The following is an 11,860-nucleotide window of genomic DNA, read 5'->3' as shown; positions in this document are numbered from 1 at the left end:
CCGTTGTTGTAGATCTGTAGTTTTTTTTTTTTTTCAAAGAAAAAGACGGCATAGGAGATAGCGGAGCGTCTGGTGGGCTCGGAGTGGTGTATAAGAGACGGGTGGGGGGGCGGGCTTGCCCGCGAAGGCGGTGTATCAGCCCATACATTCGGCGACTGACACACCGCATTCGCGAGCAAGCCCGCTCCCACATTAAATCGGTGCATGACTTCCGGTATCTGAGTTTCATAGGGTTATTACCATGTCCCAAGACCGTCGCTACAGCTTCGAGTTCTTCCCGACCAAGACCGATGCTGGGCATGAAAAACTGATGGCGACTGCCAAGCAGTTGGCCAGCTTCAGCCCTGACTTCTTCTCCTGCACCTACGGCGCTGGCGGTTCGACCCGTGATCGCACGATCAACACCGTGTTGCAGCTGGAAAGTGAAGTCAAAGTTCCCGCCGCTCCGCATTTGTCCTGCGTGGGCGACAGCAAGGCCGACCTGCGTAGCCTGCTGACCCAATACAAAGCCGCCGGCATCAAGCGCATCGTTGCCCTGCGTGGCGACCTGCCATCGGGTATGGGCATGGCCAGCGGTGAGCTGCGCTACGCCAACGACCTGGTGAGCTTCATCCGCGAAGAAAGTGGCGATCACTTCCATGTCGAAGTCGCCGCTTACCCGGAGATGCACCCCCAGGCGCGCAATTTCGAAGACGATTTGCAGAACTTCGTGCGCAAGGCCAATGCCGGCGCCGACAGCGCAATCACCCAGTATTTCTTCAACGCCGACAGCTACTTCTACTTCGTCGAGCGTGTACGGGCGATGGGCGTGAATATCCCGATCGTGCCGGGCATCATGCCGATCACCAATTACAGCAAGTTGGCGCGCTTCTCCGACGCCTGCGGCGCCGAGATCCCTCGCTGGGTGCGCAAGCAACTGGAAGCCTATGGCGATGACGTCAAAAGCATCCAGGCGTTCGGCGAGCAGGTCATCACCGAGATGTGTGAGCAATTGTTGCAAGGTGGTGCACCAGGGTTGCATTTCTATACCCTGAACCAGGCTGAACCCAGCCTTGCCATCTGGAACAACCTCAAGCTGCCACGTTAACGCTTGACCGGTTGTGCCAAGGCCCTCGTTCTGACGAGGGCCTTTGTCGTTTTACGTTACCCACGGAACCCCGCAGTCCATGAATACAGTGCCCCCGACGTCCCGCCCGCAACTGGTCTACCTGGTCTTCGGCGCCGACACCTACCATCAGGAAGCGGTATTCAGCATCGCCAGCGCACTGGCGTTCCTGCAGGACACGCCGGACGCGAACATCGACATTCAGGTATTCAGCGACAACCCCGAGCCTTATCGCTTGCTGCCGGTGCGCGTCCGCCCGTTGGACGAGGCCACCCGCAAACGCTGGAGCGAGCCCCACGGCTATCACTTTCGCACCAAACACGTGGTGCTGCGCCAGGTGCTGCAAGAATCCCCGCTGGCACTGCTCATCGACACTGACACCTTCTTCCATCATTCGCCCATGGCCCTGTTCGAACGCGTACAGCCCGGCACCCTGCTGTGCAACGCCTTCTACACCAAATACGGCGACAACCACGAAAGCATCCTCTACACCGCCCTGCGCCAGCGTCTGCTGGACATGGGCGTAGCCGACGATGACATGATGACCCTCAACTCCGGCGTCATGGGCCTGACCCAACAGGATGCGCACATCCTCGACCGCTCCATCGAGTTGATGGATGAACTGTTCCCCCACGCCCAGGGCGCCTACACCCTGGAAGAGTTCTGCCTGTCGATCGCCGCCTACCGTACCGTCAAGGTGCGCGAGTGCCCGGACCTGATCCACCATTACTGGAGCCGCAAACAGCTGTTCCGGGCCAAGGTCAAGGCGTGGATCGCCAAGCACGCCAGCGCGCCCACCAGTGCGCAGGCCCTGGCCGATACGCGTCAGGTCTCCTCGCACCTGCCGCGCCCGCCGCGTTTTCAGCGCTTGATGTACAAGCTGATCACCCTGCTGCTGCCCAAGCACCAGCAACAGTTCATCCGCGAAATCCTTTACGGCTGCTACGAACACGAAAACGAGTTCGACCAGGCCTGCGGTCCGGTTTGGTGGGACAAGGCCCGACAAAACCAGGAAGAACGCCAGAAGCGCCCGGTTGATGCCCACCAGTTGGAACACTGGTTTGCCAACCCCGTGGTGCGCCTGATTCTGGGTGAGCGCCGCGCCGCGATCCACGAACACCTGCTGAATGCTCCCGCAAAGTAAGACCGCCCGCCAATGCGCGTGCCAGAGCTTCTCTTTCTTCGGGGAGCGTCGTAACCTCAGGGTATGCCCGTCCTCTTCAAGCTGTTGACCGCTGTGTTGTTTTCTTGCCTGAGCCTGGCCGCTCATGGCGAGAAACTGCGCATTGTCACCGAACCCTGGGCGCCCTATGTCTACGAAGACAACGGCATCATGGCCGGCCTGGATTATGAAACCACCCTGATCGTGTTCCAGCGCCTGGGGGTGGAGGTGCAATGGCAGTTCCTGCCCTGGAAGCGCTGCCTGGCGATGCTCGACCAGGGCCACGCCGACGGCGCGCTGGATATCTTTCACAGCCAGGAGCGCGACGCGTCGCTGCTCTATCCCAGCGAGCCGTTGTCGGAAGTCGAATTCGTTTTGTTCTATGCCAACGAACGCCCTCACCCCGCCGCCACGCTCGACGACCTGCGTGGCCTGACGGTCGGCGTTTCCCCCGGCTACCTTTATGGCGACGTGTTCAGTGGGTCCAACACCTTCCAGCGTGAACCCGCCCCCAGCCATGAAGCCAATTTTGGCAAACTCATGTTGGGGCGTGTCGATCTGGTAGTGACTGACCGGCGCGTGGGACACCACGTGATCAAGGCGCTGGGCCTGGAAGGTAAAGTCAGCCAGGCGTCGGTGGTGGTCAGCCGCCAGCAGCAATTCCTTGCGGTACGCCGTGGCGCAGGCATGGATCTGCTGGTGCAACGCTTTGCCGCCGAGCTCAAGCGCTTCAAGCAAGAGCCCGCCTATGCCGCATTGAGCGCCAAATATGGCCGGATGCACGAGCAACCGGTGCCAATACCGGCCCCCGAACACGCCGTTGAGCAGCAGGAAAGCAGCGCGCGGTGATTGCTCTGTTATACTGCGGCCTTTCCGCCAGGCTTACGCCCGGCCGCTCGGGTCTTGAAAACGGCACCCAACCCAGCTACTGCGCAGCTTTGCAGCCCGCGCGAGCCGGTGGAGTGCCCGCCAGACACAGCAGGACCGGACGGGGTTGCGCTCCCCTAAGCGCCATTCACGCCCGGCAAGATTATCCCTTTGGGCCAAGCCCTAACTAAAACAGGATTACTCATGTCCTTTGCTTCCCTCGGTCTCTCCGAGGCTTTAGTCCGCGCCATCGAGGCAGCGGGCTATACCGAGCCTACTCCGGTGCAACAGCGGGCCATTCCCGCCGTGTTGCAAGGTCGCGACCTGATGGTTGCGGCTCAGACAGGTACTGGTAAAACCGGCGGTTTCGCCCTCCCGATCCTGGAGCGGTTGTTTCCCAACGGTCACCCGGACAAATCCCAACGTCACGGCCCGCGCCAACCGCGTGTACTGGTCCTGACCCCAACCCGCGAACTCGCCGCCCAGGTGCACGACAGCTTCAAGCTGTATGCCCGCGACTTGAAGTTCGTCAGCGCCTGCATCTTCGGCGGTGTCGGCATGAACCCACAGGTTCAGGCCATGTCCCGTGGCGTCGACGTGCTGGTAGCTTGCCCGGGTCGCTTGCTCGACCTGTGCGGCCAAGGCAGCGTCGATTTGTCCCACGTGGAAATCCTCGTGCTGGACGAAGCCGACCGCATGCTCGACATGGGCTTTGTCCATGACGTGAAAAAGGTCCTCGCCCGCCTGCCGGCCAAACGTCAGAACCTGCTGTTCTCGGCAACGTTCTCCCAGGACATCACTGCCCTGGCCGGCAAGCTGCTGCACAACCCGGAACGCATCGAAGTCACGCCGCCAAACACCACGGTCGAGCGTATCGAGCAACGCGTATTCCGCCTGGCCGCCAGCCACAAGCGCTCGCTGCTGGCGCACCTGATCACTCACGGTGCCTGGGAACAGGTGCTGGTGTTCACTCGCACCAAGCACGGCGCCAACCGCCTGGCGAGTACCTGGACAAGCACGGTCTCACCGCTGTTGCCATCCATGGCAACAAGAGCCAGAACGCACGCACTAAAGCCCTGGCCGACTTCAAGGCCGGTACCGTGCGTATCCTGGTCGCCACCGATATCGCCGCGCGCGGCCTGGATATCGACCAACTGCCACACGTGGTCAACTTCGAACTGCCAAACGTCGATGAAGACTATGTGCACCGTATCGGCCGTACGGGCCGTGCCGGTCGTTCGGGCGAGGCCATTTCGCTGGTTGCGCCGGATGAAGAAAAACTGCTGAAAAGCATCGAGCGCATGACCAAGCAGAAAATCGCCGATGGCGACCTGATGGGCTTTGATGCCAGCGCCGTGGAGGCCGAGAAGCCAGAAGCGCGCGAGCGTCCGGACGTGCGTAACCCCCGCAACCCACGCGGTCCGAAGGGCGATGGCCCGAACGGCGGTGGCGGTGGCGGTGGCCGTCGCGACAAAGGCAAGGACAAGGGCAAGGAAAAATCCGCGACCAGCAGCCGTGGCGAACGCCCGGCCCGTAAGCAGAAGCCCCGTGAAGGCACCCCGGCCCGCGAACAGCGCCAGCCGAGCCAGCCACCACGTGCCGCTGCCGACCGCGCGCCGGACGAGTTCCTTGACGACGATGTGGATAACTTCGGTAACCGCGTCGATTACGTGCCCCAGGCCAAACCGGCCCAGGGCCGTGGCCGTCGTCCAGGGGCTCCGGCACAAGGCGCAGGCGCTCCACGTAGCGGCCAGCCACAAGGCGGTCGCCAGAACGCCCCGCGCAACAGCAGCGGCGGCACCACTGGTACCCCGCCTGCCAAGCGCAGCGGCCCGCGTAATGGCGCACCGCGTGACGGCCAGGCCCGTCGCGAAGACTCGCGCAGCAACAACCGCCGTCCGGCCCGTGACGATCAGCCACGCCTGTCCGAGCCAGCCGTGCAAAACCCGCGTGGTGGCCCGGCGCCGAAGATTATCCACAAGGAGTCGAAAGCAGATCGCTTCCCGACACCTGAGCAGTTGGATCAACTGCCAGGCCGTCCTCGTGGTGAAAAACCAGCGCTGCTGACCCGCAACCGCGAGGCATAAAAAAAACCCGTATCGCGAGATACGGGTTTTTTTTGCCTGTAGGAGCGAGCTAGCTCGCGAAGGTCGTCAACGATAACGCGGGCATCCTGGTTTAACGCGGTGCCCTTGCGGCCTTCGCGAGCAAGCTCGCTCCTACATACGAAGCATTACTTCGCTTTCACACCTTCAAAAGTGATGTACAGCTGAACAGCGTCGGACTGTGGGCCTACGTCCATGCCAGCCGGGAAGAACTCTTTGCGGCTGATCGAGGTGGTGCCTTCAAAGCCGGCACGGTAGCCGCCCCATGGGTCCTTGCCCTCGCCCAGGAACGTGGCCTTGACCACGACAGGCTTGGTCACGCCGTGGAAGGTCAGGTCGCCAGTTACGTCGGCAGTCTGCTTGCCATCTGCGTTCTTGCCGGTTGGCTTGACGCTGGTGGAGACGAACTTGGCATCAGGGAATTTGCCCGAATCCAGGAAGTCTTTGCTGGTGACGTGCTTGTCGCGCTCGGCGTGGTTGGAGAACACGCTGGCGGTGCGAACATTCACTTCGATCTTGGTGTCTTCCGGCTTGGCCGCGTCAAAGCTGAACTTACCGTCCAGGTCCTTGAAGGTACCGGTGATGTAGCTGTAGCCCAGGTGGCTGATCTTGAAATCGACGAAGGCGTGCTGGCCTTCCTTGTCGATTACGTAGTCAGCGGCCATCGCCGTACCTGCGGACAGCAGTGCAGAACCGATTGCCAGTGCAGCGAGTGTTTTTTTCAACATGCTTTCTATTCCTTGTGAGTCGAGGTTGAACATCAGGCTTTGCGTCCCAGCATTCGCGTAAGGGTCGCATCACGATCGATAAAATGGTGTTTCAGTGCCGCCACGCCGTGCAAGCCGGCGAAGACCACCAACACCCAGGCCAGGTACAGGTGCACCCAACCCGCGGTATCTGCCTGGTCCGGTAGACCGGAAACCACGGCAGGAATTTCAAACAGGCCAAACACCGGGATACCGACACCGTCTGCGGTGGAAATCAGGTAACCGGCAATCATCACGGCAAACAACCCAACATAAAGGAACGCGTGCCCAAATGCGGCACCGATCCGCGTCATGCGGCTATAGCTGGCCAGCGGTGGCGGCGGCGGGCTGACCAGGCGCCAGACGATCCGCAACAGCATGATGGCGAACAGCGTGATGCCAATGCTCTTGTGCAAGTCGGGCGCATCTTTGCGCCAGGCGCTGTAGTAATCAAGACCGACCATCCACAGGCCCAAGGCAAACAAACCGAACACCACCAGGGCTACGCCCCAGTGCAGAACCATGCTGACCCAACCATAGCGGGCCGGCGAATTACGTAGCTGCATGTACTTAATCCCGTAAGAACTGTGCCAAAGACTAGCGCTTTACCTATCGAATTAAAGCGGAAAATTTTGCTTTGAAATATCGAGAAATACGATAAAGAGGCTAGGCATCATAAATTAACAAGGGATTAAGACTATCCCTGGGAAACGTGACAGACCGTCCTGCATTTACTGCGAATTTCCCCACAATGGCTTGTGACCCAAGCCACCATTGCATAGGCTTGCGCGATTGTTTCGCCTGCGCCCGCCGCAGGACCGCTTCGAGGAGATCACCGATGGGCTTGAACAACCAGTGGATGCAACGCGACCTCGCGGTGCTGTGGCATCCCTGCACCCAGATGAAAGACCACCAGCAATTGCCGCTGGTGCCCATCAAGCGCGGTGAAGGCGTATGGCTGGAAGACTTCGAAGGCAAGCGCTACCTCGATGCCGTCAGTTCCTGGTGGGTCAACGTATTCGGCCATGCCAACCCGCGTATCAACCAGCGCATCAAGGACCAGGTCGATCAGCTGGAACACGTGATCCTCGCTGGTTTCAGCCATCAACCGGTGATCGAGTTGTCCGAACGCCTGGTCGCGATGACGCCTGAAGGGCTGACACGCTGCTTCTACGCCGATAACGGTTCGTCCTGCATCGAAGTGGCGCTGAAGATGAGCTTCCACTACTGGCTCAACCGCGGCCAGCCGAACAAAAAGCGCTTCGTCACCCTCACCAACAGCTACCACGGCGAAACCATCGCCGCGATGTCGGTGGGCGACGTGCCGCTGTTTACCGAGACCTACAAGGCGCTGCTGCTCGACACGATCAAGGTGCCGAGCCCGGACTGCTACCTGCGCCCTGAAGGCATGAGCTGGGAAGAACACTCGCGCACTATGTTCCTGGCCATGGAACAGACCCTGGCCGAGCATCACGACACCGTTGCCGCCGTCATTGTCGAACCGCTGATCCAGGGCGCCGGTGGCATGCGCATGTACCACCCGGTTTACCTCAAGCTGCTGCGCGAAGCCTGCGACCGCTATGGCGTGCACTTGATCCACGACGAGATCGCTGTGGGCTTTGGCCGCACCGGCAGTATGTTTGCCTGTGAACAAGCCGGCATCCGCCCGGACTTCCTGTGCTTGTCCAAGGCCCTCACCGGCGGTTACCTGCCGCTGGCCGCGGTGGTTACCACGGAAGATGTCTACAGCGCGTTCTACGATGACTACCCCACACTGCGTGCGTTCCTGCACTCTCACAGCTACACCGGCAACCCGCTGGCCTGTGCGGCGGCGTTGGCAACGCTGGATATCTTTGAAGAAGACAACGTCATCGAGAACAACAAGGCCCTGGCCCAGCGCATGGCCACCGCCACCGCGCACTTGGTGGACCATCCTCACGTGTCCGAAGTGCGCCAGACCGGCATGGTGCTGGCCATCGAGATGGTGCAGGACAAAGCCACCAAGGCCGCCTACCCGTGGCAGGAGCGCCGTGGCCTGAAGGTCTTCGAGCACGCCCTGGAGCGTGGGGCGCTGTTGCGGCCATTGGGCAGCGTGGTGTATTTCCTGCCGCCGTATGTGATTACCCCGGAGCAGATCGACTTTCTGGCCGAGGTGGCCAGCGAGGGGATCGATATCGCCACCAACAGCAAGGTCAGTGTGGCGGTGCCGAAAGATTTTCACCCGGGCTTCCGTGATCCGGGTTGATTGCCGAAATCCTTGTAGGAGCGAGCTTGCTCGCGAAGGTATTCCAGGCGCACCGCTGCGTCGGATGTACGTTTTTCGCGAGCAAGAACTAGGCGTCCCCCTCGCTCCTACATAAACAACCTCTTCAGAGAACAGACATGAGACTGTCCCGCTTTTTCACCGACACCCCGTTGAGCCTCGGTGATCACGAACTGCCCGAAGCCCAGGCGCATTACATCAGCCGTGTACTGCGCATGACTGAAGGCGATGCCGTGCAATTGTTCGACGGCTCTGGCCAGGAGTTTCGTGGCACCTTGCTGGAAGTCGGTAAAAAACGCGTCACCGTGCAACTCACCGATAGCTTTGCCGGCCAGGCCGAATCTCCCCTGCACATTCACCTCGGCCAGGGCCTGTCCCGGGGCGAGCGCATGGATTGGGCGATCCAGAAGGCCACTGAATTGGGCGTCAACGCGATCACGCCGATCTTCAGCGACCGCTGCGAGGTACGCCTCAAGGACGAACGCGCCGACAAGCGTTTGCTGCACTGGCGCCAGGTGGCAATCAGCGCGTGCGAGCAATGTGGGCGCTCAACGGTGCCGGTGATTCACCCACCGCTCTTGCTGGCAGACTGGCTCAAGCAAACCGAGGCGGATTTGAAGCTGGTGCTGCACCCGGTGGCAGAGCCGATGATCAGCCACGCCAAGCCATCGAGCCTGGCGTTCTTGATCGGCCCCGAGGGTGGGCTGACTGACAACGAAGTTGAAGCTGCCCAGAGTGCAGGCTTCCACGCCGCCCGCCTCGGCCCGCGTGTATTGCGTACCGAGACAGCGCCTGTAGTCGCGCTGGCAGTCGCCCAGCAACTGTGGGGCGACTTCTAACCTCACCCTGTAAACCCAATCAAATGTGGGAGGCCCCACTAAGTCTTCGACATAGCGCTGTCGCGCATCAAACTGGTTCATCGTAAAGTTGAAGAACGCGTACGGGGCAAAGGCCGTAGCCGGCACTGGCGTGTCAGCACCCGAGTGGGAGAGTGGCCCGCACGGTATCGGTGTGGAATCATTGTCGGGGTGATGACAAAATCCATGTCGATCTGAGCTTTGTCGACGCACGCATAAGAGATGCGAAACGCTTCCACAAAATCCGGAATTTGCTCAATAGAGCTTCCGTAGAAAATGGGCACGAAATCAGAATCTATTCTTACTTTGGTCTGACCCCAGTCAGCTTCTGGAGAGAAATTTTCAAGCATTGGAAACTCCGGCCAAACCGCATAAAGCGCCTTGGCGAAGTTCTCGAACTCTTCATAGGTTTCGATAGGCAATGCTTCAAGAACCGACTCCTCGGTTCTTAGCAGAACCGCCCACGCAAACATATGTTTGACTTGGCTGGCTACGTTGGCAGGCCACAGATCAGATGCGCACAGGGCCAGCGCTGTATCCGTGCGTTTGTAACGCAAAAAACCTGGCGAGTCTGTTCAATACGTTTCTGAAATTCTCCACCGTTCTCTGGATCAGGCGCGCCTTGCCTGAACAAAGACTCGAAATCCTCAGGCCATAGTTGCGAATCCAGAGTTGCTTTTGCGGCCTTACGCTCGCGCTTTTCCCGAGATTTCTTTCCCATCTGACACTTCCTTTTGCATGGCTGTGGGCGCCGGTTTTGAATTGACCCGATTGCAGAGAGAGAGGCCAGACCAGTCTGATAGTTCCCGAACCATCACCTGTCCAGGGTTATACACTTCTGGTGGTGGGTCAGCCTGGCTCCTGCATATAGGTCAATTCGGCATCAGCGCGAACAATCATGGCTTTCGCGGCCTGCGCTGCTCCTGTCCTAGCTGGCGTGACACCGGCCTTTTCATGCGGCCACTCTCAACCTGTCCAGAAATGTACAAATGTTCATTGGGCCACTGCCACTGACCGGAACGATCAATGCTGTCTGTGGATAGTTGATACAGTGATAACCGTCCGGCCAACTCACTTTCCTGACCCCGACGCCAAAGGCGATAGTGTGCCTCCGGCGTCATGGTAGAAAACCTCTTTTCCAAATGAGTCGCTGCGGATAGCTCGCCCACTTGGCTCAGCTATCCGCTTTCTTGCCGCACCGACAGTGCTAAAGATGAAAGCTGGCCTTTCCCTAGGGGCCGTTCGTCGCATCGGGGCTCATGTGGGAGGGCTGATGGATTCCTGCTCCACCGCGCTTCGGTTAGAATTGTGGACTTGCAGCAGATTGGTATTTTTCGCGATTTTGCCGCATTCAGCCCTGAAAATGCGCTCTGAGCGAGACTCCGGTTTCGAAAGCCGAACGTTGGCTTGGAGTGCTTTCTGACGATCTCAGCGAACCGCAAAGCCGCTATGAGACCACACACATATATTTGACAAAGCCCGGGCTAGGCCTCCAGAATGTGTTTATCCAACGAATGTCGGCATCCAGTCCTAGGAGATGCACATTCGGCGCAGTCAGCATGAGGGGTAGCAACCCTTCTTTGGACATTGGCTACCGTGAGCTGCAACGGTTCCTTCTCTTGGCGCAACAGCCTCGACCAAGAGTGACCGCAAAGGGGCAACGCTCTGTAATCTGTTGGAAGCAGATCTGGCACATTTTGTCAGTAGGGCACGTGAGGGATTTCTGACCTTCCTTGTCGAAGAAACGGACTTCGGCATGCTGATTACTATCCGACGAATATTTATGGTTCATCTCGAGCCTTCGGGCTTGAGATGAACATCCGTCAGGACATGATTTGCATATGAACCCTCGCTTGACTGGCAATGAAATCGCCAAAATTCAAACGCTCCTGAATGAACATGTCCAGAAAAAGGGCCCTAGCATCTTAGGAGCTCAACTGGGCCAGTGCATCAGGCGTGCGATTTCGCCAAAATCCATCAAGTTTATCGGCAATCTTCGGAGCCTCGTGGATAACGAGCTTCGAGAGCTGCTGTCTTTCGTTGAGGCGCTACCCTCCGATTCCCTGTACTTGGTTTCCGGTCCTGGTCAGGGCCCTATCACATTCAACCCCGAATTTGTGCCTGCTGCAGGCGCGAAGCTCTGGGAAAGCTTCTCGAACCCGACGATAGATTGCCTGGTTGGCGTTGACTCGGCTGGTGTGACTTACGTCACGACGTCTGCTAAGCCGTTTGGTGCCGATTTTACACTGCTCAGAAAGATGACCTCGGATGAGTTTTACGACCTCGCCCAGGTTTTTGCTAATGAGCAGAAGGATATTCCACTTCAAGCGGCGCTGTACGAGGCGCTCGATCATCCCAACTTCTATTCGAAGTGGATCGCTGCTCTGCGAGCACATCGCTCCACGGCCAACTTCCTACGAACTTGGGAGATCAAGCGCACTGAGTTGGTGATAGCGCGGCTACAGGAGGAGCTTGAAAGGGCTGGCCTGGGAACTGCTCGGGCGGTTGTTATCGCCAACGATATTCGTCCCAAGCCTGCTCGGTCGGTCGCCAAACCAGCCGCAGTGCCCGCACCAAAGACTGCTCGCCAGCCTGAAGCGCCTACGGCGGTACCAGGAGCTGAGTCGAACGATCTTGAGGAACTGCGCGCGGTAATGCACCGGGCGATTGATAAGATGTCCCTCGCTGACCTCAAAGACATTCGCGTTCCTGCAGGTTTGCTGCTCGAAATTTTCCAAGAGCAAGCGGACTGAAT

The 11,860-nt window shown here is 59.1% G+C and carries 9 protein-coding genes and 1 pseudogene; 7 read left to right on the top strand and 3 right to left on the bottom strand.

All coding sequences use genetic code 11. The features are described from left to right. Window positions 1-241 precede the first annotated feature (241 nt). The 4 genes and pseudogenes from metF (at window position 242) to CER19_RS20000 (ending at window position 5,221) form a co-directional block, all read left to right on the top strand. Window positions 242-1,087 carry a methylenetetrahydrofolate reductase [NAD(P)H] gene (gene metF, locus CER19_RS20015; protein WP_034129073.1) on the top strand — a complete coding sequence of 282 codons (846 nt, stop codon included), beginning with the start codon at window positions 242-244 and terminating at the stop codon, window positions 1,085-1,087. A 79-nt stretch (window positions 1,088-1,166) separates the two neighbouring features. Further along, a complete protein-coding gene (locus CER19_RS20010; protein WP_116667693.1) occupies window positions 1,167-2,249 on the top strand; it encodes a hypothetical protein in 1,083 nt (360 codons plus the stop codon). Window positions 2,250-2,312: 63 nt separating this feature from the next. Next, on the top strand, window positions 2,313-3,116 hold the full coding sequence (locus CER19_RS20005; protein WP_116667692.1) for an ABC transporter substrate-binding protein: 804 nt from the start codon (window positions 2,313-2,315) through the stop codon (window positions 3,114-3,116). 222 nt (window positions 3,117-3,338) lie between these two features. Then, window positions 3,339-5,221: pseudogene (locus CER19_RS20000) on the top strand (DEAD/DEAH box helicase). A 146-nt stretch (window positions 5,222-5,367) separates the two neighbouring features. Here the strand turns inward: CER19_RS20000 and CER19_RS19995 are convergent. After that, complete coding sequence (locus tag CER19_RS19995; RefSeq protein WP_116667691.1) at window positions 5,368-5,967, bottom strand: YceI family protein; 600 nt, start codon at window positions 5,965-5,967, stop codon at window positions 5,368-5,370. 32 nt (window positions 5,968-5,999) lie between these two features. Continuing rightward, window positions 6,000-6,551 (bottom strand): cytochrome b, encoded by a 552-nt coding sequence (locus tag CER19_RS19990; protein ID WP_116667690.1) that lies wholly within the window; start codon window positions 6,549-6,551, stop codon window positions 6,000-6,002. Window positions 6,552-6,823: 272 nt separating this feature from the next. Here CER19_RS19990 and CER19_RS19985 point away from each other — a divergent pair, with 272 nt between their 5' ends. Both CER19_RS19985 and CER19_RS19980 read left to right on the top strand, forming a co-directional pair. Next, a complete protein-coding gene (locus CER19_RS19985; RefSeq protein WP_032902293.1) occupies window positions 6,824-8,230 on the top strand; it encodes an adenosylmethionine--8-amino-7-oxononanoate transaminase in 1,407 nt (468 codons plus the stop codon). Window positions 8,231-8,367: 137 nt separating this feature from the next. Continuing rightward, the gene (locus CER19_RS19980) at window positions 8,368-9,087 is read left to right on the top strand and encodes a 16S rRNA (uracil(1498)-N(3))-methyltransferase (protein ID WP_116667689.1); all 720 of its coding nucleotides are present in this window, start codon (window positions 8,368-8,370) and stop codon (window positions 9,085-9,087) included. 77 nt (window positions 9,088-9,164) lie between these two features. Here the strand turns inward: CER19_RS19980 and CER19_RS19975 are convergent, their stop codons facing one another. After that, window positions 9,165-9,662 carry a hypothetical protein gene (locus tag CER19_RS19975; RefSeq protein WP_133298347.1) on the bottom strand — a complete coding sequence of 166 codons (498 nt, stop codon included), beginning with the start codon at window positions 9,660-9,662 and terminating at the stop codon, window positions 9,165-9,167. 1,284 nt (window positions 9,663-10,946) lie between these two features. On the opposite strand from CER19_RS19975, the gene CER19_RS19970 reads away from it, so the two are divergent. Continuing rightward, window positions 10,947-11,858 (top strand): hypothetical protein, encoded by a 912-nt coding sequence (locus CER19_RS19970; RefSeq protein WP_116667687.1) that lies wholly within the window; start codon window positions 10,947-10,949, stop codon window positions 11,856-11,858. Window positions 11,859-11,860: the final 2 nt, after the last annotated feature.

The sequence above is a fragment of the Pseudomonas sp. GL93 genome (assembly GCF_003408955.1).
GTDB lineage: Bacteria > Pseudomonadota > Gammaproteobacteria > Pseudomonadales > Pseudomonadaceae > Aquipseudomonas > Aquipseudomonas paracarnis.
Note: the sequence above shows the minus strand (reverse complement) of the source record. Positions and strands in the feature narration are given on the sequence as shown.

Bases quoted from the DNA above. Each gene is read 5' to 3' on its own strand.
- metF (WP_034129073.1), top strand. From the start codon at position 242: ATGTCCCAAGACCGTCGCTACAGCTTCGAGTTCTTCCCGACCAAGACC.
- CER19_RS20010 (WP_116667693.1), top strand. From the start codon at position 1,167: ATGAATACAGTGCCCCCGACGTCCCGCCCGCAACTGGTCTACCTGGTC.
- CER19_RS20005 (WP_116667692.1), top strand. From the start codon at position 2,313: ATGCCCGTCCTCTTCAAGCTGTTGACCGCTGTGTTGTTTTCTTGCCTG.
- CER19_RS19995 (WP_116667691.1), bottom strand. From the start codon at position 5,967: ATGTTGAAAAAAACACTCGCTGCACTGGCAATCGGTTCTGCACTGCTG.
- CER19_RS19990 (WP_116667690.1), bottom strand. From the start codon at position 6,551: ATGCAGCTACGTAATTCGCCGGCCCGCTATGGTTGGGTCAGCATGGTT.
- CER19_RS19985 (WP_032902293.1), top strand. From the start codon at position 6,824: ATGGGCTTGAACAACCAGTGGATGCAACGCGACCTCGCGGTGCTGTGG.
- CER19_RS19980 (WP_116667689.1), top strand. From the start codon at position 8,368: ATGAGACTGTCCCGCTTTTTCACCGACACCCCGTTGAGCCTCGGTGAT.
- CER19_RS19970 (WP_116667687.1), top strand. From the start codon at position 10,947: ATGAACCCTCGCTTGACTGGCAATGAAATCGCCAAAATTCAAACGCTC.